The following is a 24,770-nucleotide window of genomic DNA, read 5'->3' on the forward strand; positions in this document are numbered from 1 at the left end:
TTTTAACATACCTGTCTAACCGTCACATCCTACGAAATAAGCAATCCCCCTGCCCAGCAAAAAGAAACGGCTTTGCCGTCACTCGTAGATTAAAAAAATAAAAACCGCCCGATTAAAATCGAGCAGTTAAAGGATTAAGTATGAATTATTGCAAATACTTCATTGGATTTACAGCAGTGCCATTCTTCCGAATCTCAAAATGCAGATGTGTACCCGTCGAACGTCCGGTGCTGCCCATTACGCCAATCTTGCCACCCTGCTCCAAGCGTTGGCCTGTAGAAACCGAGATGCTTTTTAAATGACCATAATAGGTCTGGTATCCGTTGCGATGATCCACAATAACTACATTCCCGTATCCATTCTGCACCCCTGCAAAGATTACGGTCCCGGCATCAGAAGCTTTTATATTCCGATTGCTAGATACCATATCAATACCCTTATGGGCACGGCTCCAACGCTCACCGAAGCTACTTGTCAGGGTTGCCCCGCTTACCGGCCAACTGAACATGCCTGTTCCTTCACCAACAACCTTCGTTCCCCGATAAACAACTTCTGGCAGCGAGGCTTTTATAACGGTCTGGCCTAACCATTCTTCTTGAACAACCATGCCATTTTCCTTTGTTACCCGATACTCCATTTCTTTAAGTCCAGTTTGTCCTGGACGAACCACTTTGCTTTTGCCTGCCGCTAGCTGATCGCTCGAACGCACAACCACTTCCGGCTCAGTCACTATCTGCTCAGTCACTTTTTCCACAGTTACTACTGTAACATCTGGTTGGGGTACCTTCAGCTTTAGTGTATCTCCAATCTTCAACGTCAGCTCTTTCACGTTAGGGTTGTTACTATAAATCTCTTTTTGGGTGATTTCAAACCGTTTGGCAATCCCCGAAATCGTATCACCCTCTTGAACGGTATAAAGAAGAGGCGCCTCTTTACCTTCAGTAAGTGTCTGGACCGCTGCCTCCACATCCAACACTTTATTAGGATCTGCTTTGATAGGAACGATAGAAATATCTTCACTAATCTCTACCGACTCTACTTGCTCTGGAGCCTTCGATTTTGCAGCAGATGAGCTGGAAGCAGCTGTTCTCGATAGCTTACTAGCCGTCGTTGCTACTTCTGCTTGTGGGACATAATGATTTTTTACCCCTTCGAGCACAGCATTAGCAGTTTCCTGATCCTTAACTATGCCAACGGCCTTGCCATCTACCATCAATTGCACGCCTACCGCATAAGCTTTCAGCATTCCATCTAGTTTAGTAAGTGTCGCCTCACTATCAACTTCTGGCTTGTATGCCTTCTGCTCTTCTATTGTTATGCCCTCTGTTTGCAGCACCATGGTTGAATTCGGATATTTCTCCTGATATTCTCGTTGTTTCTTCTCGTATAGCTGGTTAAGCTGCGTCTGATCGGTAAGTCTTCCGACTTCTTCACCCTTCACCAACACTTGATAATAGGTAACCGTGTTAGCGGCTACATACTTTTTCTCTGCTCCAACCAACACCGTAGCTAGAAGCACAAGGCCGACAGATCCCAAAATCCAAGCACGCCGAAATCTGCGAGTACCTTTCTCTTGTTGAAAGTGTTTGGAGTCGTGATCGAAATTGTGGCTCTGTTGAACATTCGCCTCGGATTCTGCTGGATGTCCATCCTGCAGCTTGCTCATCCGACGCATGAACTTAAATCCCTTCATGAAACTCTCCCTTTCAGTCCGCTTTTACTTCCGACAAAAGCGGCCAAGCTAATTGTACGACCTCGATTATATAGATTACGTCCATGTAAATTTCTGCGTATACTAGTGCTTAATTCCTGCTTCTAATGAACCTATAAAAAGGTTGTTAAGGAGGTTACAAAAATTTAACCTCTTGAGGTCCTTGTTTACTGTACCATAGCTTAGAGAAAAATTTCAACTTTAGACATGACAAAAAACCCGCCAAATACGCGGGTTTTTTGCGCAAATATGAAATTTTAACCTTTTTCTTGTGTCTATAAAGTGACAATTATAAAAGCTATTGCGTAGATTCTGTAGTTGGTGTAAGCATTTTCATTATGCTCTCATATTCGTCTGCATCAACATATTTTGCAATTACCTGTTGCAGCTCTTTAACCTCATCTTCTGTTAATCCATCCTCCATCGCTGTTGAAATTTTTGCCATCTCATCCTGGGGTAGTTTGGACATCAAAATATTGAATATATTTACCTTCTCTTCCGATGGAAGATTATCTTTGAAGTCACTGAGTGCCTCAGGTGTCATTACTAATTGTTGGTCACCAACACTTCCACTTCCGTTATCAGTTGAACTTTCGGTTGTAACTTGCCCCATAACTGGTAAGGCATCAGTTGGAGTATTATCATCTACGGGCTCGCCCTTGCCTTTAGCTGGCGAATCCGTGCTTTTGTCGGTCTCCTTGCTAACTGTACTCCCTGTGGTTACTTCTTTATTGGCTGTATCCGAGTCAGATTTGTTATCCATGCCAATGATGCTCCGAATCATTCCTCCAAATCCCGGACCGGGAGTATTCACTTTAATATCGAAGCTAGCCAGTACCGACTGAATATAAGCATTTACAACCACGCCCGTTGTTAGAATTGAAAGAGTGCTGGCAAGTACCACAATCAGACATACGCTAAGTGCACGCTTCACGATCTTCATCTTCATTTCTCCTCTCACCTATGTTCAAGTCTATCTGGTAGATCATGTACATGTTCTTCTATACATCCAGTATTGACTAGAACCGGCCTTGGGAAACGTCTAGGTATAAATCTAGGCCCCAAAAGAGAGAGATAGTCCTCAGAACAAAAAAAAGAGCCTCTAACGAGGCTCCTTAGTATAACTAGGTTTTAGATATAAATTGGCAATACTTGATTCGTCTGCTCACGGTTACGACCCACTGAGAAGATAGCAATCGGAATACCTGTAAGCTCAGATACACGTTCAACATATCTGCGTGTATTTGCTGGAAGATCATCCAACGTTTTTGCAGAAGTAATATCTTCGCTCCAGCCTGGAAGTTCCTCATATACCGCTTCACATTCTGCCAGCATTTTGAGGCTAGCAGGGTAATGAGTAATTACCTCACCACGGTATTTGTAGCCTGTGCAGATCTTCACAGTCTCAAGTCCGCTAAGTACATCCAGCGAGTTAAGAGATAGCCCTGTGATTCCACTTACACGACGAGCGTGACTCACAACTACACTATCGAACCAGCCTACACGGCGTGCACGTCCGGTAACTGTGCCATATTCATGACCTGTTTCACGGATATAATCACCTGTTGCATCATTCAGCTCTGTAGGGAACGGGCCATCTCCAACACGAGTGGTATAGGCTTTTGCAACCCCAATAACCTGTTTGATTTTGGACGGTCCCACACCAGAACCTATGCACACCCCACCGGCAGATGGGTTGGATGAAGTAACAAACGGATACGTGCCTTGATCGATATCAAGCATTACTCCTTGCGCACCTTCAAACAACACTTTGCGATCCGCATCAATGGCATCATTAAGAATAACAGAGGTGTCTGTTACATAATTACGCAGCACTTCTGCATATTCCAGGTATTGAGTCAGAATCTCTTCTACGTTAAGAGCTTCGGCACCATAGACCTGCGTAATCACTTGGTTCTTCTCTTGCATCAAGGGGCGGAGTCTCAGTTCGAATTCCTCAGCGTCCATCAAGTCAGCAATACGGATACCGTTGCGTGCTGCCTTATCCATATAACAAGGACCGATACCTTTACGTGTAGTACCAATCTTGTTCGGACCCTTACGGTCTTCTTCGAGAGCATCCAGCACCATATGGTATGGCATAATGACATGAGCACGATCACTGATCACTAAGTTCTTAGTATCAAAACCGTTCTCATGAATATAATTAATTTCTTGGATCAAGGCAGCCGGATTAATAACCATTCCGTTACCAATTACACAAGTTTTCTCTTTATAAAATACACCCGAAGGGATCAAGCTGAGCTTAAACTTCTCACCGTCAATCAGAATCGTGTGACCGGCATTATTGCCCCCTTGATAACGGGCGACCACATCTGCACTTTCCGCTAGAAAGTCAGTGATTTTCCCTTTACCTTCGTCTCCCCATTGTGTTCCCACGACGACTACCGTTGACATGTTCATTCCTCCGTAGGTGCTACTTAGCACCATTATTTTTCATAATATGGACCCTATACGTCATTCTTATGTACGTGGCCCTCCGGACGCCAAGCAGATTTAACCCGCTAAAGGACAATTCTCAGTGTAACAGCGGTTTTTTTCAAAGTCAAATAAAACGAACGATTACACAAAGAAATGTGCAATCGTTCGGGAATTATACATGTCAGGTTTAACCAGCAAATGGTTCCGCATGTGCTCGCTCGTAGTTAACGAACTTGTTGAAATTTTTAAGAAAGACCAGTTCTACCGTGCCTACGGGACCATTACGCTGTTTAGCTATAATGATCTCAATAATATTCTTCTTCTCCGTATCCGCATTGTAATAATCATCACGATACAGAAACGCAACAATATCGGCATCCTGCTCGATAGAACCCGATTCACGCAAGTCACTCATCATTGGACGTTTATCCTGGCGCTGCTCTACACCCCGGCTTAACTGCGACAGGGCAATAACCGGCACATCCAACTCACGGGCAATCTGCTTCAGTGTACGAGATATATCCGATACTTCCTGCTGACGGTTCTCTCCGCCTTTACCGCGGCCCTGAATGAGCTGCAAGTAGTCGATGACGATCATGCCAAGTCCTTTTTCCTTCTTCAGTCTCCGGCACTTTGCACGAATATCGGTTACCGTGATACCTGGTGTATCGTCGATGTAAATCTCCGCTTCAGATAGAGACTGAATACCCATCGTCAGCTTGGACCAATCATCATCACTCTTGAAGTCACCGGTACGCATAATATTGGCATCTAAGTTGGCTTCAGCACAAATCATCCGCTGTACCAGCTGTGGCGCTGACATTTCCAGACTGAATATCGCAACAGTTTCTTTAGCGCGTACTGCCACGTTCTGTGCAATATTCAGGGCGAATGCAGTCTTACCAACAGATGGACGAGCCGCAACAATGATCAGATCGTTACGTTGGAATCCGTTAGTCATATGATCTAAATCCACAAATCCGGTTGGGATACCTGAGGTACCCCCCTTATTTTGATGAAGCAACTCAACCTTGTCGAACACTTCCATCAAGACATCGCGGATCGCAATAAATCCACTGCCGCTCCGCCGGTTGGAGATTTCAAGAATGCGCCGCTCTGCATCACTCAGCATATCGGCTACATCTTCACCGCCAGTATAACCTTCGCTCACAATTTGCGTGGCTGTGCGAATCAAACGGCGCAGCATGGCTTTCTCTTCGATAATCTGGGCGTAGTATTCTACGTTAGCAGCAGTAGGCACGGCATGCGCCAGCTTAGCTAAGTAGCTAACCCCACCAATATCTTCAAGCTCTCCTTTGTCCTGCAGTCTGGACGTAAGTGTAACAAGATCAATCGGCTGGCTCTCTTCTCCGAGCTGCACCATCGCCTCAAAAATCATTTGATGCGCTTTATCGTAGAAGTCTTCGGTATTCACCCGTTCCATTGCAGTAATGAGCGCTTCATCCTGCAACAGAACCGCACCAATTACCGCCTGCTCGGCTTCAAGATTCTGCGGGGGAACCCGATCGAAAAAGAGATCTCCACCCATGTTACTCCTCCGTTACCTCAACCTTAAGTGTGGCCTTTACTTCAGTATGCAATTTTACGCTTACTTGAAATACTCCTATATGGCGAATTGGCTCACCTAATTCAATCTTGCGCTTATCAATAGTAATTCCTTTGGTGGAAGCCAGTGTCTCAGCAATCTGTTTGCTTGTAATAGCACCGAATAAACGTCCGCCTTCACCTGATTTTGCTTTCATTGTCAGTGTTAGCTCGTCAAGCTTCTTACCCAATTGCTGTGCTTCTTCTTTTTCGTTATCTTTACGGCGTTGTTCAGCAGCCGCTTGATTCTCCAGCGTCTTCACGTTACCTTCCGTTGCCGGACGAACCAATCCACGTGGCAATAAGAAGTTAGAAGCATAACCTTCGGATACCTCTTTAACCTGACCTTTTTTACCTTGACCCTTAACATCTTTTATGAATATGACCTTCATTCGAATAACCCCTCTTTCGATTCGATTTCAGCCAGCACCTGCAGTAATCTGGCTTCTGCTTCTTTACATGTTCCTTCAAGCTGTACCGCGGCATTGGACAGATGCCCTCCGCCGCCTAATTTCTCCATCACGACCTGTACATTCATACGTCCTAGTGATCGGGCACTAATGCCAATCAGGCCGTCAGGCCGCTCGCTGATGACGAATGAAGCAACTACGTTGGTCATCCCAAGCAGCGTGTCCGCAGTCTGAGCAATAAGAAGCTGCGGAATTTTCATGCCTGGTGCCGTAACTACAAGCGCGATTTGGTCATACACCATCCGCGCATGTTTGATAATTTCGGCTTTGGAAATATACTCCTGTAAATCCTCCTTGAGCATGCGCTGAATAAGTACGGTATCGGCACCATTCCGGCGCAGGAAGCCTGCGGCCTCAAAGGTACGCGACCCCGTATGAAGCGCAAAATGCTTCGTATCCACCGTGATCCCCGCTAACAACATTGTAGCATCCAGCGGACTGATCTTTACCTTCTCATGAATATACTGAAGCAGCTCTGTCACCAGCTCACAAGTCGATGAAGCGTAAGGCTCCAAATACACCAATACAGCATCGTTAATGAACTCTTCACCTCTTCGGTGATGATCCACCACTACAATTCTGCTGGCATATTGCACTAGCCGCGGCTCCATCGTCATAGACGCCTTATGTGTATCCACAACAATAAGCAGGGTATGCTCTGTCATGATCTGTAGGGATTGCTCCGTTGTGATGAATGACTTATACAACTCATCATCCTTACGAATCTGCTCCATCATGTTAGTTATCGATGGATTAGGAGTCTCCATCACAATGCTAGCCTCTACATTATACATCTGCGCAGCCCTTAACAGGCCGATTGCAGCACCCACAGCGTCGATATCCGGTGTCCGATGACCGAGGATCAGCACACGATCGCTCTCCTGCATCAGATCCCGCAAAGCATGCGCAATGACCCGCGCCCGCACTCGGGTACGCTTCTCAGCAGCATTACTCTTGCCGCCGTAGAAGGATAACCGTTGGCCTGCTTTTACAGCTGCCTGATCACCACCTCGGCCAAGCGCCATATCTAGACTGGATTGGGCCAATGCCCCTAATTCACTTGCTGAGTCTGCGCCAAAGGCCAGACCAATACTCAGTGTCATGGGTACCTTAAGATCAGCAGTCATTTCTCTGACTTCATCTAGAATCACGAAGCGGCTCTCTTCCAACGCTTGCAGGCTACGATGATTAAGCAGCATTAGATAACGTTCCGAGGACAACCGCCGCAGATAAACCTCAAACTGCTTACTCCATTCAGTGATTTCACTCGTCACCTTAGCAATCAGCGAGGTTCGCTGTTGATCATCCATCCCTTGAGCGGATTCATCCAGGTTATCCATCATCACTATGCCGATTGCCAGCTTCTCATCCTCATACCGCTCACGTAACACCACAAGCTCAGTGATATCATACAAGTAAAGAATACGCTCACTCGGAATAATGACAGCTTGATAAAATCGTTCATCCACGGTGATCTCAAGGCGGGTGTCATGGAGCACACCCTCTTTGGCGACCTCCCGTTTACCCGCTGCAGCACCTGTGAAAAAAGACTGCATATCAGGCAATAATTCTTGCAGTGATTCCCCAACTAAAGACTTGCGTGCGAAAATATCGCCGGCATAGCGGTTATTCCATTCCACCGTTCGATCCTCGCTAAACAGAATGATTCCAAGCGGCAGCATGCTGACTGCTTCGCCCTCTACCCGCTTAATGCGGAAAGATAGCCCATTAATATATTCCACCAGATTACGGCGGAACGAGATCTCCGCTTTCAACATATAGAAGCATAAAGTACCTGAGAGAAACAGGCCGGCGACCCCAAGCGCCCAGTTATAAACACTGACAATTATAATAAGGACCAACAGCAGCATGAACGCCCATACGGTATGATAGCCGTGCCAGCGTCTTTGCAGAAATTTAGGCATGAACTCTCACCCTATCGTTTCGATTTGGTCACATACTCCCGCAGTGGGAACGCAAGATCAATAATACCAATAATGCGCAGCGGCGGCAGTAAAATAACCGGTATCGCTAACAAAACGGCAGACATCTTGTTCCATTTGCGTTCATGCGCCAGGAAGAAGAAAAATCCGATGGCCTGAATCATAAAGCCAATTCGCAGCAGTGGCAGAAGATTGGCAGAAATCATGAGGATGAAATTGTTCTCCGACCCTGAGAAGAAGAGCTGTAGAACAACACCAATCAGATAGTACCAAATAAACGATCTCGAAAGTCTCCATTCACGTGCAGGCTTCATCTTAGGCACTGCATAATTCATACTGTTCAGAATCGGGCGGGCAATAGAATGCGTAATCACAGCAATCATGAAGGAGCTTACGATTAGAGTCATAGGGATCATTTGGACCGTCATATGACTTATCTTGTTTACATCCTCAGTTGAAAATCCAATATCAGTGAGCAGAGGATTAGTAGTTCCGAGCTCAGACAGAGGTGAATTAACCATTTGCAATACATCGTTCACATAGGTAGACAGGTCAAAATTAAATAATGCCGTACCCAGCAGCAAAAGCAGCAGGAACTGTGCAAGAATCGTAACCGTACCTGCGATCACAGTAGACATGGCCGGGGCATGTCTTTTATACCAACGCCCCATAACCAGAGCCGGTATTAAGAAATACGCAGCTATCAACAGATAAATTGGTGTAATCAAGCCTACAATCAGCAACACCGGCAATACATGCAGTACAAATTGTCTCGTGTTCAGTGTAGTAAACAACACTACTGCCGGAACAATCATAAAAAGGGTAGTGATGATGAGGAGTGGAGTCGTTAAACTAAGCAGCAAAAGTAAGTATGCTACGCTCCAAGCCACAGATGACCAGCGAAATTTCAACAGTATTCACCTCTTACGCATATGTTCTTCTAAAGCAGATATATCTTGGTACCAATCTTCCAGTTGATGCCCTTCCTGCTTGTGCTTTCTAAGCTTCTCCAGTAGCAAGTCATCTAAAGAACGATAAGGAATCCCTAGTCTGCGGCCCAAAATATAAGAGCTCATAATCAAGCTAGCCAGACTGTCACCGACACGGGTAGTACTGCCTTCCCATAACGCTTTAAATAACCTTGAAACTTGATCAATCACTTCGGTTTTCAGCCATTCAATTACCTTGGCGCGCTTGGCTACATCCAGATCCTTCGGCACATTGGACACGTCTCTCTACCTCCGGCAAAAAGCTTTATTCTCCATTATAGCATAAAAAATTCGGTGTCACACTGGACGCCCCGCGCCCCTTAAGTATGCTTCAATCCATGCTGTCTATGCCTCTTTTTGGAGAGGAGCTTTCTTTAAAAAAGACCCGCATTCCGTTATCGCCGGAAATACAGGCCTTGTTCCGATAGCTTCTATAACCGCGAATACACTGGGACTATAATGATTCCTGTGATTGTCTTGTTACAAATTTCTCGCAATATTCTATGACTTGACTCCGGCGAACAATTCCAATAAACCGGTTCATATCATCGACCACAGGTACAAAGTTCTGCACCTTAGCCAAATTAATTAGATCTTCCATATCCGCATCAATCGAGACCGGCTTGTTATTCATACGTAATGGAACGTCCTTCAGCAAAAATTTTGAAGCGTTCTCAAACGAAACCTTACCCTCCGACTCTTTCATGTACCAGAGCAGATCACCTTCCGTTACCGTGCCAGCATACTCTCCATTACGGTTAAGAATCGGGACTGCTGTATAGCGGTGAAACTCCATCCTCTCAAGCGTTTGGCGCAGCGTAGAATCGAGCGTTACGCAGGCCACCTCCTGTTTCGGAAGTAAAAAAAATGCAATATTCATCTCTTGATCCTCCTCAAAGAGTTCCGAAGGAATTACGGTTCTTTAACTTCCTTTTACTGCCATGTCAATGTGATTATACGTAGCAGCTAAATAATAGTTCCAACTCATTATAACATGAAGACAGTAAGCAGCAGCCATGAGAATGTTTATGGCTGCTGCAATTTATTTATATGAGTTTAGCTTTCCAATTAGAATTACTGTGTAACTGCTGTTGCTTTGGGCTCGAGTGCATTACTTGCTTTTCCCGGCTCAATCAGTTGATCTACAGGTGTTCCTGCATTCATCCAATTATCAATCAGCGCCTTAGCTTCGCGCAAGTCCTCTTCATCAACGATATCATAATAAAGTCCGTCAATACGTTTTCCTTCGCCCATTACCGTAAAGCTTGAGATATCCATATCTTTGCCGCCCATAAATTTCTTGGCCAGACTAATGATCATTGAAGGCTCAATATCGGTCTTGAAATTATCGCCCATAATATCCAGCAGCTTAGGAATATTGCCGATTTGGCTGATCGATAACATTTTATTAGCTACGACATCAATAAAAACCTGTTGGCGTTTGGTCCGGTTAAAGTCACTATCTTCACGGTAGCGTGTATAGTTGAGTGCTTCTTGACCGTTATAATTCGACTTTCCACCCTCGATCGTAAACTTTTCATGGTCCTTACCCTTGTTTACAATATCCTTCTTGATTGGCAGCGGAACGCCTCCAATAGCATCAACGGCATCCTTGAGCCCTTGAAAGTTAATGGTGGCATAATACTGAATATCATGCTCCAGCAGTGCTTCCAGAGTATCCTTAGCCATTTGCTGCCCACCAAAAGCATAAGCATGGGTAATCTTATCTTTTTTATTATCGTTATGCCCAATAATCTCGGTATACGTATCACGTGGAATAGAAATAAGCAGAATTTTGTAATCCTCAGGACGAACAACAGCATACATCATAGTGTCTGAACGTGCGGTTTCATTGTCGCGTTGATCAGTCCCGAGCAGCATCAGCGAGAATGGATCGCTTTTGTATACAACCGGCTCTGGCTTAACCTTATTCTCATCCTTAAGTGGCTGGTAAGATTCTTCTTTCAGCTTGCTTTCTACCCGATCGGACAAAAAGAGATCAAAGGCTAATACGGCCAAAGAATTCCGAAAGAGAAAGCCTCCCGCTATAACAACGACGAGAACAATTAGCGCAATGTATCTTTTCTTTATTTTTTTCATCTTTGATTCCTTCTTTATTGTAGAATAATTACACATACCATATATTTACAATGCCTCCTGATCGTTCTCAGGCAGTCATGGTTTTATTTCTCTCGGCGGCGAATTTACTGTCCCTTATTCCATTATCTTATTGTCCCCCCTTTCAGGAAATTCGGGTCATTCTAAATTATAGAAAAAAGTTTTTTTGCGTTTCTAAAATAATATGGGATAAAACAATATTTCTATTGTAATCACTAAATGGATAAAAAGAAACAACAAATACCGACATGAATAGGGAAAAAGCACCATACCAAGTAATAATTACTGGTATGATGCTCCAAATTTAACTTCGAATTCCAAGGGCATGTATAATATGTTTTACCCGTTCTCCATAATGTAAACCGCGGAAAAACCCATAATCGAACAATTTAGCAGCACCCTCAAATCGGCTGCCATAGGTCTCTGCCCCCATAACGACCGCAATAAGCCGGTGCCCCTCTCGCTGGGCTGATCCCGCAATACAATATCCCGTCTGGCTATCATATCCAGTCTTCAACCCATCTGCTCCATCGTATGCGTAAGCGCCGCCCATACCTGGAAGCATAAGGTTGCTATTACTAACATATAACCCTTTATCCTTTAATTGCATCTGAGTACGACCGGAAATATTCAGTACATCAGGATGATTATGGATTAGCGCAGCTGCCAATTTGGCTGTATCCCTCGCTGTCATCATCGTCTGGCCACCGATATGCGTAGGCTGACGAATGATACCAAGATCCTTGCTCGACAATCCAGAGGCGTTGGTAAATACCGTATTAGGAGATAAACCTAAACTACGTGCTCTATCATTCATCATAAGTACAAAAGAATCCTCTGATCCTGCCATATATTCTGCCAATGCAACTGCAGCATCATTAGCAGAATAGATGGTGATGCCTTCGAATAGCTCCCTTACTGTATAGAAATCTCCTCGTTTTAATGAGAGACTCATACCTCCCATTTGACTGGCGTAAGCACTAATAGGGACTCTATCCTCCCACCTAAGGGTTCCAGAGGTTATGTGATCCAGCACAATCATTTCAGTCATTAATTTAGACACACTGGCCGGTGGCATAGGCACATCGCCGTTGATATTGACCCATATGTCTCCACTATCCATATCTAGCAGCACTGCTGAACCCGCGTCAATATCCGGTTTAAAGCCCAGCTCGATAGGCCTCCACACCGTAATTAAGACAACGACTATCAAAGCTGCACCAGCCCATATCAATATCCGTCTCTTCATCGTTGTCATCCTCCATAATATATATGACGAATGAAACAGCAATTTGATTTCACTTTTTGCGTAATTTTTTTTATTTTTTTTAATTTAGTCCTTTATCCACCATTTATTAGGCTCAATTATGGAGCCCAAAGAATCAACACGCACACCTTGTAGACGTTTATTAACAGCAGTAATGCTTTCTCTTTCCGCAAAAAAGATCATTGGAACCTCTTCATTCACTAGCTTCTGCCATTCATAATAGATTTGTTGTCGATAATCTCTATCATATGCCTTCATACTTGTGCCATCGCGAATCAATTCTTCATTCCGCTCCGAGGACCAACGTGGGTAGTTCCACAAATCATTCTCCCTCCAGAGACCTGAAGGATCAGGATCATTAGCTAATCCCCATACCCCGTTAAACAACTCAATGGACGGATCATCAGCCTCTACTGCTTCATAGAAGGTGTTGAGCTCTTTTAACGCCCCACCATTAAGCTGCACATCGAGTCCCACATTTCGCCAATCCTCCAGAATAGCAGCAGTTCGTAACTCCGCTGAATGACTGCCTAGCATAGAATCATAATGAATAACTAACTTTTCTCCTTTTTGATCCTCACGCAGCCCATCTCCATCAACATCTACAAAACCAGCCTCATCAAGCAGCTGCTTCGCTTTTTCCGGATCATAGGGATACGTATTAATCTGACTGTCAGGGATCTTCGCCCAGCTTGCACTGGAAACCGGAGTTTCTATAGGCTTGCCTAACCCATGAGAAAATGATTGAATGATCCCCTCCCGATCAAGTGCATAATACATCGCCTGACGTAATCTTTTATCCGCAAATTTAGGGTTATCCATTACGATTTTTTCAGCTTCACTATCCCAATACCCAAATTTAAACCCTATATACTCATAAGCAAGCTCATTTGATTGTAAAATATTAATATTATCGAGTTCGCTCAGCTTTTCATAAGTATCTCGTGGGGCATTCTCTATATCAATTACGCCTTGTTCAAACAGGCTGATGATTTCCTTGTCATCAAATACCTTATACAACACACCATCCAATAAAGCCTTACCTTTATAGTATTGATCAAAGCGCTTCATCTCGACCCGCTGGCCAGGTTCAATAAGGCTCACCTCAAAGGGGCCAATCCCAATCGGATTTTTTCGCATCTGATCACTCTCAGGCATATCCTTAACAGCGACTCCAGTATAATATTTTTTATTCATCGGATACGGCCATAGATTATCAATCGTATTTACGCGGGCAGCTGTCATTGTTATTTTCAAAGTATAAGGATCTATAACCTTAAGACCTGTTATATTCTTCGCCTCACCCTTATGATAGGCTTCTGCACCTTGAATCATTTCCACACTATAATAACGCGATCCGGTGTATTCTGGACTAGCAATAGTCTCCATCGCAAATTTCCAGTCCTCTACGGTCAGTTCATCTCCATTATGCCAACGGATTCCCGGTTTAATTTTAAAGGTAAATATTCTATGATCCTCGGACTCCTGCCAAGTGGCGATATTAGGAACCGTTGATAAATCATCATCTATCGTAAACATGGCCTCAGTAATAAACTCCAGCACATGAAAGTCATCTTCACCTTCATAAAAAGCAGGCTCAAAGAAGCCCATAAACGGCGATGAGTATCCATAAGTAACTACTCCGCCAGTCTGTGGCTTTTCGACCACCTCATTGTGATGTAAAGATAATGAATTACTGCTGGTACCTGCTCTGCTGCATGCTGACAATACAGTAGTCATCACGAGCATTGTTAACAAGAACCCGCATATCTTCTTATTCTTCATGTGTTCCTTCCCTTCTCTAGTTGAACGTATATCTACATATAAGCTATGGAATAAATATTTACTGTAACAAAGTTTTAGAATGGTTACAATAACTTCTAAGCTTTAGGCCTATACTCCTGCTTGAATTTACGCATATTTCATAGTATTTATAAAAAAAGAGGGACCTACCTCATAGGCAGATCCTTTTATTACATTATTCTTCATCCTTATGCGTAATTCTCAGGCCTTCGACATGCTTACGCTGCATCAATTTCCGCTTTTTACGGGTATCCTTGCTCTCAAAAATTATATCAAAGTCATATTCCTCAGGATACAGCTCATCTTTGGATAGATATGGTTTTAAACGTTTATGATTAATCCGCATTTTTTGCTTCTGGATCATCACTCCGACCATTCCTAAGTGATCTCTTTTCTCATAAACAATGCCTATCCGCCCCAGTGAAGTTACAAGAACAGCATCACCAATTTCATATTGGGTCTGCTTCTCCTTATCGCTCAGTGATTCCGCAGACTTTTCTTCTTTTTCAAAATCCTCTATAACAGGTGCAGTCTTCCCTTTCTCTCCCTCTTTGCTAAAAAGACTTGCCCATGCCGACCCATCACCTTTCAGCAGCCTTTGCTGCTGCGCCTCAACGATCTCCCACGATCGCTTGATAACGTTATCCTGGATACCCAGCTTTTTGGCAATTTGCAGAGCGTAACTCTCCCCCGCTTCTCCGATAGTCAGACGATACAACGGCTGCAGCGTTTCTTTGTCGAATTCCATTCGTGCATTTTGAAAACCGGCTGTCGCAGCGGCAAAGGCTTTTAGCTCATTAAAATGGGTTGTGACGATAATATTGGCCCCTTTACGGCTCAGCTCTTCCAGAATGGCGATTGAGAGGGCGATTCCTTCACCAGGGTCTGTACCTGCCGCCAGCTCGTCAATGAGCAGCAGCACCCCTTTAGAGGCATCTCTCAGCATTCCCTCAATACTCTTCATTTGTGCCGAAAATGTACTCAGTGATTGGGCCAAACTTTGTCCGTCTCCGATTACACTGATCACATCCGTAAAGACCGTAAACTCACTCCCCTCCTCGACCGGAATCAACAGCCCGGATTGAGCCATGAGGGTAAGCAGCCCGAGGGTCTTGAGCACCACCGTTTTCCCGCCTGTATTTGGACCTGTAATGATTAGGGATTTATATCCCTTCCCTATCTCCAGGCTAATTGGAATCATGCCCTGCAGCATGGGATGTCTGCCTCCGTTCATCCTTAGAAAACCCCTATCATTTAGAGTAACCTCAGATGCTCCCAGCGTTCGTGCATATTTTGCTTTGGCAAAAATAAAATCATAGGTACCTGTAACCTCGATATTTAGGCGCAGTGCAGTTTGTTCCTGTTCTACCATGCTGGTCAGCATACTGAGGATCACAGCTTCTTCACGCGCCTCTTCTCCTAATAACAGATCCAGCTCAATCTGCATGGAGGCAATCTCCTCTGGTTCGATGAACACCGTCTGTCCACTTGTGGATTGATCAAGTACCGATCCCTTTATTTGCTTATGATACTCCCGCTTTACGGGGATAACATATCGTCCACCACGCTGGCTATAAATATTCTCTTGCAAAATCGATTGATGGCGCGTCATGATCCCGTCAATTTTTTTATGAAGACGTTCTTTAGCTACGACAATCCGTTTACGAACCCGCTCTAACCCCTTACTAGCTCCATCATCAATCGCCCCAAAGCGGATACAACGATCAATTGCTTCCCGCACATGATTTAATTCCAGCAGCGAGGAAGCATAAGCAGCAATCCGGGGAGCACTTTGCTCTTTAGAAGCCATATATTTGCGCAATTGACCACAGCTCTTTAGAAATGTAGCCACTGCAGTGAAGTCTTGCTCACTGTACAAATATCCAGTCCCCATTAGTGACATGATCCACTCAATCCCCTCTAATGAAGGAATCGGTACACTGGACCCCCGCTCGAGCAGCTCTTTAGCTTCAGACGTTTCCTCCATCGCTCTTTGAATCGAAGGCAAATAGGTCATAGGCATAAGCTCTTCTACAGTTTTCTTTCCTACATAAGATACCGCATGACGGCTAAGCTCGGTTTTAATAATTTCGTATTCCAACGTGTTTAGACTTTGTAAATTCACAGCAAATCCTCCTTATTGATCTAACTTTTTTTGGAACTAAATCTCCCTAACGCAAAAAGGACAAAGAATGCCACTATGGCAGTCCTTGCCCTTCTTTTTATGCTATTGTTCTCTGGCGTTTTAAGGTCCCCATAAAAGCCAGGGTGGCCGAAAAACAAAAAAACCGTGCTCTAAGAGCACGGTTAATTACAAAGAGAACAATAGCCGTAAAGAGGCCATATGACGCTTCGTGTGTTCTTAACTAAATCATCCACCGTTAGGAACAACAGACCTCTGCGCGAAACGAACTCAAATAGAGCACGTAAACGCCAAAAGACGAGCCTGCTAAAGCCTTCCTAATCCAGTGTTATGAAATTGCTAGTTAAGAACGGTCACCAACATCAATATTTCCCCTTTTGTTATAGGATAGCTGTAAATTTAACACATTCCAGATGGAACGTCAACGTAATCCACACGCTGGTTTTTCACAACAAAAAAGCAGCCGGTTTCCCGACTGCTTCTATAAAACGTCCTATTCCGTTGTGTAAGGAAGCAACGCGATTTGACGCGAGCGTTTTACAGCAATGGTAAGAGCGCGTTGGTATTTTGCACTTGTACCTGTTACACGACGTGGCAAAATCTTTCCACGTTCGCTGATGAACTTCTTAAGAAGTTCAGTATCTTTATAATCAATGTGAGTAATCTTGTTCACAGTGAAAAAGCAAACTTTTTTACGCTTGTTGCGTCCACCACGACGTGCTGGTCTTTTGTCGTTGTCAGCGCCTTCTCTTGGTTTAAAAGCCATATTCTTTTCAGTCCTTCCTAATTAAAATGGCAAATCATCATCCGATATATCAATCGGTTTACCATCGCCCGAAAAAGGATCTTGAGTATTGTTGTTACGCGAGAAATTATTGTTGTTATTTCCGCGTCCAGCGTTACCACCGCCACCATATGCTGGCTCTTCAGGCATACTACTTGCACCACTTGAAGTATTTCCACCTTCACGGCTTTGTGAAGATTCCAGGAAACGAACATTATCAGCAATAACTTCAGTTACGTATACACGTTTACCTTCGTTATTCTCATAGTTCCGCACTTGGATGCGTCCTTCCACTGCTGTCAGACGACCTTTGCGCAAATAATTGGCACAGGTTTCTGCTAGCTGTCTCCAGGTAACAACCGGGATGAAGTCTGCCTCACGTTCACCGTTCTGGCCCGTAAAGTTACGATCTACGGCAAGCGTAAATTGAGTTACGGCAACACCAGCGGGAGTATAACGAAGTTCCGGGTCACGGGTCAACCGTCCGATCAAAATGATACGGTTCAACAATTCTGGTCCCCTCCTTTAGAGCGATTCATTACAAAGCTTGTCAAGATCTTAAGCAACGTCGTTCGTAATGAGATAACGAATAACTTCGTCAGAAATCTTCATAAGACGTTCTAATTCAGTAACTACTGCAGGTTCTGCATTGAAGTTAACCAAAACATAAACGCCATCACGGAATTTCTTGATCTCATACGCAAGACGGCGTTTACCTTGCACTTCGTGCTTTGTAATTTCCCCGCCATTGGAGATGATGCCTTGGAATTTATCGACTGCTGCTTGAACAGCTTCTTGTTCAATGTCAGGACGAATAATGTACATCACTTCATATTTGCGCATAATTTTCACCTCCTTATGGTCTGAGGCCCCTAATCACGTCAGGAGCAAGGAACGAGCACAAACATAGACTCGCACCTGATTAATATACCAAAACGAGCAGCAGAGTGCAAGCAATATTAATACCGGACAACCCTCCACCCTCTTTTTACATGAAAAAAAGCCTACCTGCGCACAATAATCAGTGAATTCATCTGCACTTAAGGAAGGAGCGATAATGATGGGCGAAAAGACAGAATATGAAAAAGGCGACAAAGCCCCCAATCCAGGCATGTATACAGAGGTAGGTGAAGCGCGAAGCTTCCACACCGAAATTCAGAATCCACAGCATATTAAAATGGAAAAAGGAGACACCTTCCCCGAGACCAGTAACAAAAATCGGAAGTGGAAAAAGGTTGAAAAAGCACGTGTACATTAAATAAAAATAAATGTGTATAAAAAAAACGACATTACACATACTATACTCAGGCAGTACAAAAGAGAGGTGTGGTTCCGTTGGCCGTCGTAGACGAACACAATCACAGGATATCTGATTCAGCATCTATTGTTAGCTGGGAATAGTAGTGGGTTATTGTCTAAAAAGCAGTAACCTCAGCAACGCCTAAATCACTTTAGTCGCTATATACAGAGAAATTCCAACATCATTGATGTACTGCCTCTTGAAGAAGGACCCGAAAGGGCCCTTCTTTTTGCATGTTATGATCTTTTGCAAACAGCTCAGTGGACACAAAAAAACCTCCGTTACAGGAACGAAGGATTCATTAAAATGTTATATTATGCTGAAGTGGCGGAGAGGGTGGGATTCGAACCCACGCACGCTGTGACACGCCTAACTGATTTCGAGTCAGCCCCCTTGGGCCTCTTGGGTACCTCTCCGCAGCAAAAATAATTGTATCATGCAGACATGCCATTTGCAAGCTTAATTATTGTCTGTATTTCCCTCTGCAGAACGCAGTACCTTCTTCATATTCTTCTCGAATTTCGCCCGGGGAATCAGAACACTATGCTGACATCCTGTACACTTAATGCGGATATCCATCCCCATACGAATGATCTCCATCTCATTAGAACCGCAAGGGTGCTGTTTCTTCATCTGTACAATATCTCCAAGCTGAAAAACTTTACGTTCCACTACCCTTCCCCCTTTTTCCCCTCTTGTGTAGCTGCGATTTGGCGTCTTGATCCAGTGTCAGGCGTATCCGATACTTCCTGCTCATTTTCTGCTTTTGCCAGTTCAATTTCAGCCTTTGCTTCTTCTTCTTCTGCCTTCAAACGCGCTTCCTCTTCGGCTTGAGCAGCTTGGGCCTGCTCTAGACTGCTTAGTTTCTCTAGTGCCTGCTTAATATCATTCTGAATCTGTCTCTCCGCAACCTCTTTTGCATTAGGTAAACAGCTAGCCGCTATACGAATTACATATTCCGAAGTACTCATGGACTGTATACCGAGCACATTAGGATAAGCAAGAACATTAGAGTTACGCTCTTCTATTCCTTTTAGCGCTTCTCCAATCAAACCTAGCGTGGCCTCCAAGCTCCGCTCCATTTTTACAGGAACATCAACTACAGCCAATGCATTCGAGAGAGAATAATTGGTCACGTTCGTGATTAATCCATTCGGGATAATAAATACTTCTCCAGTTGTGCTTAACAGTCTGGTTGTTCGCAGTCCGATTAATTCTACCGTTCCTTTATAGGTCCCCGTTTGAATTACATCACCCACTGCAAATTGATCCTCTAAAATAATAAAGAAACCTGTAATAACATCCTTCACCAAACTTTGCGCCCCAAAACCCACTGCTAAACCAAGCACACCCGCTCCAGCCAACAATGGTGCCAAATCGAAGTGGAACTCAGAAAGCACGAGCATGATCATCACAAAATTACAGATAACTGTCACTACATTTTTCATCAATTCCCCAACCGTAGTAAACCTTCGTGTGTTGGACAGAAGTCTGCCCCCGGTTTTACGCTCAAGCGAACGATCAATAATATTAGAAACAATTTTAATAATAACCCGGGTTAAGAGAAAAATAACAAGAATCCGTAGACCCGCAAATAATACATCCGCCCACATATCAGCATCGGTAAACCAATTCCACACCTTATCTTTAAAGCGAATGGCATCTTTTAATGTATCCGCACCGGGTGTATCAGCCTCCAGTATCCACATATTCATCGCATGTACTCCTCCCTACCCCTAAATCAGTATGTAGTTCTCGTTGTGTTTTCCGTAGATGCCGCGTATTTCTATTTCCTGCTCAACTATAATTCTTTTTACCTCTTCCAGCGCATTTTGAAAAAACTGAATTGAAATTGCACAGCCTGCGGTGATCTCCTTCGGAGTTGGAAATATATCAATTTCTATTTCAGCATACTCAAGCAGCATTTCAGCACGAAGCGCCTGCTGGGTGGAGTCAAACGCTATTAACATCTCATCCTGCATATACGTCAAGCCTCTCCATAGGTTTATCGTCCTATCTCTTGCAGCTGGAGTATAAAACCCCTCTTCTATCCATATACTAGATACCAACAAATAGAATCACCCTTAGAAAGGAAGATGGTATGAACTCCTCATCCAAGGCTACAGCAGCGCAAGAAACATCCTGTTTAAAAATATCACATACAGATCCCGATATCTATTCCGCAATTACTCATCGGCTACTTTTCCACTTTTCACGCACGCGTCCAGAGACTCAAATTATCGTCATCTGTGTAGGCACTGATCGCTCCACCGGAGATTCTCTCGGTCCTCTTGTTGGTACTGCATTATCCCGTTTTCATAGTCCATTGTTTCATTTATACGGTACCCTTGAAGAACCGGTTCATGCCGTCAATCTTGAAGAGACTTTGTCTCTAATTAATGAAAAATATAATAACCCGTTTGTCATCGGAATAGATGCCTGCTTAGGTCACTCTACTAGTGTTGGCTGCATCCAAGTCGTTGAAGGCCCCCTCAGACCAGGAGCTGGCGTAAATAAACAATTGCCGCCGGTTGGAGATATCCATTTGACTGGAATCGTTAATGTCGGCGGCTTTATGGAGTATTTCGTATTGCAGAATACACGGCTAAGTCTAGTCATGCGATTATCTGATATTATCGCTACAAGTCTATATTCTGCTTTAAAACAATGGAACCTGCATGCTACTTCTGCTGCAACGCGAGAGTTATAACTTCTTTTTCTTCAGGCGATAAGGCGTATTGTGATTCCCCATTTTGCATAGGCTTGGAGTAAATATATGAGTTCTCACGATTATGAAGGCTGGTTAATACAATGCCACTGCTATTGTCATCCAGAATAGCCACCGAGAAGCTCAAATCATTACCACGTTCACCGAAGGCATTATAACGCTTCAGAGCGATATTTGACTTCATGCCGCGGATTTTGACTTGGGTAGCTTCTATCAACGCTTTTTGCTCACGTTGTTCTTCTTCCAGCATGTCGCTTTGGTTCTTCAGATCAACCAGAAGGCCTTCCAGATCCTCCACACCGCTTCCTGCCATCATGGCCTCATATTTGCGCCGTATAGTCCGCAGCTTAGCTCCCTGGGCGATTACAGTCACTATCAGTACTAGCATAATTACTACGAAACCAAACACAAACCACTGCAACTGTTCATTAATTAATTGATTCATTTCAGACATGAATGGACCATCCTTTTTATTTATCTGCTGCGGGCATCAGCCATATAACTCATCCATAGCAGCTAGCATTCTGCTTATATTATGCTCTGTTGTATCTACGCCTACACTCGCCCGAACAGCACCACTTTCTAGTGTATCAACAGCCTTATGTGCCAGTGGGGTACAATGCATACCCGCTCTGACGGCTATTTTATACTCACGATCTAGACGGTGGGCTATATTCGCCGATTCTTCCCCATCCACTACAAACGACACAATTCCAGTTCTCGGAGCCCCTAATGTGGGGCCTAACAGTTTAATGTTTCGAATATGGGACAAGCCCTCCATCAGCAGTTGAGTCAGCTTCCACTCTCTTTCGTGGATAACGTTTGTCCCTATCGATTTTACCTTTTGAACACCGGCTAGTAAACCAGCAATTCCTACCGCATTTTGCGTTCCCGCTTCATACCGATCTGGGCGAACAGAGGGTTGTTCACTATTCTCAGATTGACTGCCTGTCCCTCCATGCATTAAGGGCTCGAGATCCAATTCAGGTGATATATAGAGCCCACCAGTCCCTTGTGGTCCAAGCAATCCTTTATGCCCAGGAAAAGCTAATAAGTCAATATTCATCTTTTTCACATCAATATCAAGCGAGCCTGCACTTTGAGCAGCATCCACTAGAAATATAGCACCCTTTGCTTTAGCTAGATCCCCGATTTCACCAATGGGAAGTATACTACCTAATAAGTTGGAGCTATGATTACAAATTACCATTTTAGTGTTTGGTCGAAACGTTTTGCCCAATTCGTTCAAATCCAATTGACCCGCTCGATCCACCTTCAGATAATCAACACTTATCCCTAGTGACTTACGTAAATATTCCAAAGGTCTCCGCACAGAATTGTGTTCAGTCATTGTAGAGATTACATGATCCCCTGCTTTGAGCGTACCTCTAATCGCCATATTTAATGCCATCGTAGTGTTTTGGGTAAATGCTATGTCTTGTGCATTAGAAACCCCAAACAACTCCGCCAGCAAACTCCGGGCTCTCACCAACACCCGTCCGCTTCCCATGGCCAACGAATAATTTCCTCTGCCAGCATTTGCTCCCGACTGCAAAGCATTCATCATAGCAGCTGCCACCTCTGGAGGTTTAGGCCAGGACGTAGCCGCATGATCCAAATATACGAAGTCTTCCATAACCCCGCTCCTCGTCTCATACTCTTTTTCATTAAGAAGAAACAACGTTGTCGCCCTTTATTGATAATAACCTTATCTGTAGAAAATATAAGGATAATATTCAGCTGCACTTTATACATCCTTATATTTTGAAAAAACATACCCCTACTCATCCGATTACGGATAGCTCAGGATATGTTCTTGGCATAGATACCCATTTAGTTACCCAATAATTCTAACAATCTTTCTAAGTCCTGCGCACTGTAGTAATTTAGTTCAATCTTCCCTTTTTCCTTACCTTGTTTTATCTTAACCGTTGTTTTAAACCGTTCACGTAATACTTCCTCTACATTATCAATATAGGGATCACGTTTAACAACTTTAATCTTCGTACCGTTCGTTGGCTTTCGATCCAGATTTTTCACTGTTTCTTCAAGCTCTCTTACGCTCCATTGCTGTTCCACGCATTGTTCAGCTAATTGTTTAATGACTTCCGGATCTTTCAAGGCAACAATAGCTCGTGCATGTCCCATAGACATTGTTCCACGTGAAACATATTCTTTTACATCTTCCGGTAAAGTAAGCAATCTTAGAAAGTTGGCGATGTGGGATCTGGACTTTCCAACTTTAAGTGATAGCTCTTCTTGTGTGAGTGAAAATTGATCCATCAAACCTTGATAAGCAACTGCGATTTCCATTGCATTTAAATTTTCACGTTGCAAGTTCTCAATCAGGGCGATCTCCATGACCTGTTGATCACTTAGATTTCTTACGACTGCTGGAATCGTAGGTTTACCACAATATTGCGATGCCCGGAATCTGCGTTCACCGGCAATGATTTCATACCCCTTCAAAACACTACGTACAATGATCGGTTGAATCACGCCATGTTGTCTGATGGACTCAGCCAATTCCTGGATTGCTTCTTCATTGAAATCCTTGCGTGGTTGATAAGGGTTAGCCCGTAATTGAGCTAATGGGATTTCTACTACCTTATCATCTTCATTAATAGATAAAGAAGGAATCAGAGCATCCAGACCTTTCCCTAAACGTTTACTCATAAGAAATCACTTCCTTTGCCAACTCTAAATACACTTCTGCTCCCTTTGAGCGAGGATCATAAGTAATAATGGATTGTCCATGAGACGGTGCCTCACTTAAGCGGACATTCCGAGGAATGATAGTTCTGTAAACTTTTTCCTGAAAATACTTTTTAACCTCTTCGATGACTTGGATCCCTAGATTCGTACGGGCATCCAACATGGTTAATAGTACTCCCTCTATTTTTAAATGCGGATTAAGATTTTTTTGTACTAGACGCACGGTGTTTAAAAGCTGACTCAACCCTTCGAGCGCATAATATTCACATTGAATCGGAATGATTACCGAATCAGCAGCTGTAAGGGAATTGATCGTCAAAATCCCAAGGGATGGAGGACAATCAATGATGATGTAGTCATAATTATTTTTAACCGCATTTAGGGCTTTTTTCAATTTCAACTCTCTGGAAATCGTTGATACTAATTCGATCTCCGCCCCCGCTAATTGAATGGTCGCCGGGATGATGTGCAGTCCTTCATTTTGAGTTTCAAGTATCGTTTCTAGAGGATTTACTTCATTAATGAGAATGTCATATATACAATTCGCTACGTCCGCCTTGTTGATGCCAACGCCGCTGGTAGTGTTACCTTGAGGATCGATATCAACTAGAAGCACTCTTTTTCCTAATGTAGCCATACCGGCACCTAGGTTCACAGAGGATGTTGTTTTACCGACACCGCCTTTTTGATTTGCTATGGCAATAATCTTGGACACTAATTTCACCTCGAATAGTTAGGAAGAATCTTCTCGT

Annotated in this window: 25 protein-coding genes and 1 tRNA gene; 2 read left to right on the forward strand and 24 right to left on the reverse strand. The window is 43.8% G+C overall.

What is annotated here, in order from left to right:
• Positions 1-145: 145 nt before the first annotated feature.
• The 16 genes from MKY54_RS30630 to rpsF all read right to left on the reverse strand — a co-directional run bounded on the left by MKY54_RS30630 (position 146) and on the right by rpsF (position 18,118).
• Positions 146-1,693: a M23 family metallopeptidase gene (locus MKY54_RS30630; RefSeq protein ID WP_339189046.1), complete on the reverse strand. Its 1,548-nt coding sequence runs from the start codon at positions 1,691-1,693 to the stop codon at positions 146-148.
• 316 nt (positions 1,694-2,009) lie between these two features.
• Positions 2,010-2,654, reverse strand: coding sequence for a hypothetical protein (locus MKY54_RS30635; RefSeq protein ID WP_339189048.1), 645 nt, complete (start codon positions 2,652-2,654; stop codon positions 2,010-2,012).
• Positions 2,655-2,842: 188 nt separating this feature from the next.
• Positions 2,843-4,129: an adenylosuccinate synthase gene (locus MKY54_RS30640; protein ID WP_076105178.1), complete on the reverse strand. Its 1,287-nt coding sequence runs from the start codon at positions 4,127-4,129 to the stop codon at positions 2,843-2,845.
• Positions 4,130-4,340: 211 nt separating this feature from the next.
• The gene (dnaB, locus tag MKY54_RS30645; protein WP_036677807.1) at positions 4,341-5,702 is read right to left on the reverse strand and encodes a replicative DNA helicase; all 1,362 of its coding nucleotides are present in this window, start codon (positions 5,700-5,702) and stop codon (positions 4,341-4,343) included.
• Between the two features lies 1 nt (position 5,703).
• On the reverse strand, positions 5,704-6,150 hold the full coding sequence (gene rplI, locus MKY54_RS30650) for a 50S ribosomal protein L9 (RefSeq protein WP_036677804.1): 447 nt from the start codon (positions 6,148-6,150) through the stop codon (positions 5,704-5,706).
• Complete coding sequence (locus MKY54_RS30655; protein ID WP_076124313.1) at positions 6,147-8,153, reverse strand: DHH family phosphoesterase; 2,007 nt, start codon at positions 8,151-8,153, stop codon at positions 6,147-6,149. Before MKY54_RS30655 ends, rplI begins: the two co-directional genes overlap by 4 nt.
• 11 nt (positions 8,154-8,164) lie before the next feature.
• Positions 8,165-9,082: a DUF2232 domain-containing protein gene (locus MKY54_RS30660; protein WP_076124314.1), complete on the reverse strand. Its 918-nt coding sequence runs from the start codon at positions 9,080-9,082 to the stop codon at positions 8,165-8,167.
• Between the two features lie 6 nt (positions 9,083-9,088).
• A complete protein-coding gene (locus MKY54_RS30665; RefSeq protein ID WP_170914153.1) occupies positions 9,089-9,391 on the reverse strand; it encodes a MazG-like family protein in 303 nt (100 codons plus the stop codon).
• A gap of 223 nt (positions 9,392-9,614) precedes the next feature.
• Complete coding sequence (locus MKY54_RS30670; RefSeq protein WP_036677795.1) at positions 9,615-10,040, reverse strand: CBS domain-containing protein; 426 nt, start codon at positions 10,038-10,040, stop codon at positions 9,615-9,617.
• A gap of 194 nt (positions 10,041-10,234) precedes the next feature.
• Entirely contained in the window at positions 10,235-11,260 is a 1,026-nt protein-coding gene (locus MKY54_RS30675; RefSeq protein ID WP_076099795.1) for an LCP family protein, read from the reverse strand.
• 322 nt (positions 11,261-11,582) lie between these two features.
• Complete coding sequence (locus tag MKY54_RS30680) at positions 11,583-12,527, reverse strand: D-alanyl-D-alanine carboxypeptidase family protein (protein ID WP_036677789.1); 945 nt, start codon at positions 12,525-12,527, stop codon at positions 11,583-11,585.
• Positions 12,528-12,611: 84 nt separating this feature from the next.
• Entirely contained in the window at positions 12,612-14,330 is a 1,719-nt protein-coding gene (gene opp4A, locus MKY54_RS30685) for an oligopeptide ABC transporter substrate-binding protein (protein ID WP_076278205.1), read from the reverse strand.
• 193 nt (positions 14,331-14,523) lie between these two features.
• Positions 14,524-16,473 carry a DNA mismatch repair protein MutS gene (locus MKY54_RS30690; protein WP_339189051.1) on the reverse strand — a complete coding sequence of 650 codons (1,950 nt, stop codon included), beginning with the start codon at positions 16,471-16,473 and terminating at the stop codon, positions 14,524-14,526.
• A 511-nt stretch (positions 16,474-16,984) separates the two neighbouring features.
• On the reverse strand, positions 16,985-17,257 hold the full coding sequence (rpsR, locus tag MKY54_RS30695) for a 30S ribosomal protein S18 (RefSeq protein WP_036651767.1): 273 nt from the start codon (positions 17,255-17,257) through the stop codon (positions 16,985-16,987).
• 21 nt (positions 17,258-17,278) lie between these two features.
• Positions 17,279-17,785: a single-stranded DNA-binding protein gene (ssb, locus tag MKY54_RS30700; RefSeq protein WP_036677780.1), complete on the reverse strand. Its 507-nt coding sequence runs from the start codon at positions 17,783-17,785 to the stop codon at positions 17,279-17,281.
• 48 nt (positions 17,786-17,833) lie between these two features.
• Positions 17,834-18,118 (reverse strand): 30S ribosomal protein S6, encoded by a 285-nt coding sequence (gene rpsF / locus MKY54_RS30705; RefSeq protein WP_036677776.1) that lies wholly within the window; start codon positions 18,116-18,118, stop codon positions 17,834-17,836.
• 217 nt (positions 18,119-18,335) lie between these two features.
• On the opposite strand from rpsF, the gene MKY54_RS30710 reads away from it, so the two are divergent.
• Entirely contained in the window at positions 18,336-18,533 is a 198-nt protein-coding gene (locus MKY54_RS30710; RefSeq protein WP_036677774.1) for a YjzC family protein, read from the forward strand.
• 367 nt (positions 18,534-18,900) lie between these two features.
• Here MKY54_RS30710 and MKY54_RS30715 read toward each other — a convergent pair.
• The 4 genes from MKY54_RS30715 to MKY54_RS30730 all read right to left on the reverse strand — a co-directional run bounded on the left by MKY54_RS30715 (position 18,901) and on the right by MKY54_RS30730 (position 20,557).
• A tRNA-Ser gene (locus MKY54_RS30715) sits at positions 18,901-18,991 on the reverse strand.
• A gap of 43 nt (positions 18,992-19,034) precedes the next feature.
• Positions 19,035-19,247 carry a DUF951 domain-containing protein gene (locus tag MKY54_RS30720; RefSeq protein WP_036677772.1) on the reverse strand — a complete coding sequence of 71 codons (213 nt, stop codon included), beginning with the start codon at positions 19,245-19,247 and terminating at the stop codon, positions 19,035-19,037.
• Positions 19,247-20,290, reverse strand: coding sequence for a mechanosensitive ion channel family protein (locus tag MKY54_RS30725; protein WP_076181708.1), 1,044 nt, complete (start codon positions 20,288-20,290; stop codon positions 19,247-19,249). The genes MKY54_RS30720 and MKY54_RS30725 overlap by 1 nt, the downstream gene beginning before the upstream one ends.
• Positions 20,291-20,311: 21 nt before the next feature.
• Positions 20,312-20,557, reverse strand: a complete 246-nt coding sequence (locus MKY54_RS30730; RefSeq protein ID WP_076124321.1) for a DUF3343 domain-containing protein — start codon at positions 20,555-20,557, stop codon at positions 20,312-20,314.
• 119 nt (positions 20,558-20,676) lie between these two features.
• Here MKY54_RS30730 and yyaC point away from each other — a divergent pair, with 119 nt between their 5' ends.
• Positions 20,677-21,285 (forward strand): spore protease YyaC, encoded by a 609-nt coding sequence (gene yyaC / locus MKY54_RS30735; RefSeq protein WP_036677770.1) that lies wholly within the window; start codon positions 20,677-20,679, stop codon positions 21,283-21,285.
• Here the strand turns inward: yyaC and MKY54_RS30740 are convergent.
• The 4 genes from MKY54_RS30740 to MKY54_RS30755 all read right to left on the reverse strand — a co-directional run bounded on the left by MKY54_RS30740 (position 21,257) and on the right by MKY54_RS30755 (position 24,733).
• Positions 21,257-21,757 carry a DUF4446 family protein gene (locus MKY54_RS30740; protein ID WP_036677768.1) on the reverse strand — a complete coding sequence of 167 codons (501 nt, stop codon included), beginning with the start codon at positions 21,755-21,757 and terminating at the stop codon, positions 21,257-21,259. The two genes, yyaC and MKY54_RS30740, sit on opposite strands and share 29 nt — an antisense overlap.
• A gap of 36 nt (positions 21,758-21,793) precedes the next feature.
• The gene (locus tag MKY54_RS30745) at positions 21,794-22,939 is read right to left on the reverse strand and encodes an aminotransferase class V-fold PLP-dependent enzyme (RefSeq protein ID WP_339189053.1); all 1,146 of its coding nucleotides are present in this window, start codon (positions 22,937-22,939) and stop codon (positions 21,794-21,796) included.
• A gap of 197 nt (positions 22,940-23,136) precedes the next feature.
• Positions 23,137-23,979 (reverse strand): ParB/RepB/Spo0J family partition protein, encoded by an 843-nt coding sequence (locus MKY54_RS30750; protein WP_248548868.1) that lies wholly within the window; start codon positions 23,977-23,979, stop codon positions 23,137-23,139.
• Complete coding sequence (locus MKY54_RS30755) at positions 23,972-24,733, reverse strand: AAA family ATPase (protein ID WP_036677762.1); 762 nt, start codon at positions 24,731-24,733, stop codon at positions 23,972-23,974. The genes MKY54_RS30750 and MKY54_RS30755 overlap by 8 nt, the downstream gene beginning before the upstream one ends.
• Positions 24,734-24,770: the final 37 nt, after the last annotated feature.

This window comes from Paenibacillus sp. FSL P2-0121 (assembly GCF_037975345.1).
GTDB lineage: Bacteria > Bacillota > Bacilli > Paenibacillales > Paenibacillaceae > Paenibacillus_AQ > Paenibacillus_AQ odorifer.

Bases quoted from the DNA above. Each gene is read 5' to 3' on its own strand.
- MKY54_RS30630 (WP_339189046.1), bottom strand. From the start codon at position 1,693: ATGAAGGGATTTAAGTTCATGCGTCGGATGAGCAAGCTGCAGGATGGA.
- MKY54_RS30635 (WP_339189048.1), bottom strand. From the start codon at position 2,654: ATGAAGATCGTGAAGCGTGCACTTAGCGTATGTCTGATTGTGGTACTT.
- MKY54_RS30640 (WP_076105178.1), bottom strand. From the start codon at position 4,129: ATGTCAACGGTAGTCGTCGTGGGAACACAATGGGGAGACGAAGGTAAA.
- dnaB (WP_036677807.1), bottom strand. From the start codon at position 5,702: ATGGGTGGAGATCTCTTTTTCGATCGGGTTCCCCCGCAGAATCTTGAA.
- rplI (WP_036677804.1), bottom strand. From the start codon at position 6,150: ATGAAGGTCATATTCATAAAAGATGTTAAGGGTCAAGGTAAAAAAGGT.
- MKY54_RS30655 (WP_076124313.1), bottom strand. From the start codon at position 8,153: ATGCCTAAATTTCTGCAAAGACGCTGGCACGGCTATCATACCGTATGG.
- MKY54_RS30670 (WP_036677795.1), bottom strand. From the start codon at position 10,040: ATGAATATTGCATTTTTTTTACTTCCGAAACAGGAGGTGGCCTGCGTA.
- MKY54_RS30675 (WP_076099795.1), bottom strand. From the start codon at position 11,260: ATGAAAAAAATAAAGAAAAGATACATTGCGCTAATTGTTCTCGTCGTT.
- MKY54_RS30680 (WP_036677789.1), bottom strand. From the start codon at position 12,527: ATGAAGAGACGGATATTGATATGGGCTGGTGCAGCTTTGATAGTCGTT.
- opp4A (WP_076278205.1), bottom strand. From the start codon at position 14,330: ATGAAGAATAAGAAGATATGCGGGTTCTTGTTAACAATGCTCGTGATG.
- rpsR (WP_036651767.1), bottom strand. From the start codon at position 17,257: ATGGCTTTTAAACCAAGAGAAGGCGCTGACAACGACAAAAGACCAGCA.
- rpsF (WP_036677776.1), bottom strand. From the start codon at position 18,118: ATGCGCAAATATGAAGTGATGTACATTATTCGTCCTGACATTGAACAA.
- MKY54_RS30710 (WP_036677774.1), top strand. From the start codon at position 18,336: ATGGGCGAAAAGACAGAATATGAAAAAGGCGACAAAGCCCCCAATCCA.
- MKY54_RS30725 (WP_076181708.1), bottom strand. From the start codon at position 20,290: ATGAATATGTGGATACTGGAGGCTGATACACCCGGTGCGGATACATTA.
- MKY54_RS30730 (WP_076124321.1), bottom strand. From the start codon at position 20,557: ATGCAGGATGAGATGTTAATAGCGTTTGACTCCACCCAGCAGGCGCTT.
- yyaC (WP_036677770.1), top strand. From the start codon at position 20,677: ATGAACTCCTCATCCAAGGCTACAGCAGCGCAAGAAACATCCTGTTTA.
- MKY54_RS30740 (WP_036677768.1), bottom strand. From the start codon at position 21,757: ATGTCTGAAATGAATCAATTAATTAATGAACAGTTGCAGTGGTTTGTG.
- MKY54_RS30745 (WP_339189053.1), bottom strand. From the start codon at position 22,939: ATGGAAGACTTCGTATATTTGGATCATGCGGCTACGTCCTGGCCTAAA.
- MKY54_RS30750 (WP_248548868.1), bottom strand. From the start codon at position 23,979: ATGAGTAAACGTTTAGGGAAAGGTCTGGATGCTCTGATTCCTTCTTTA.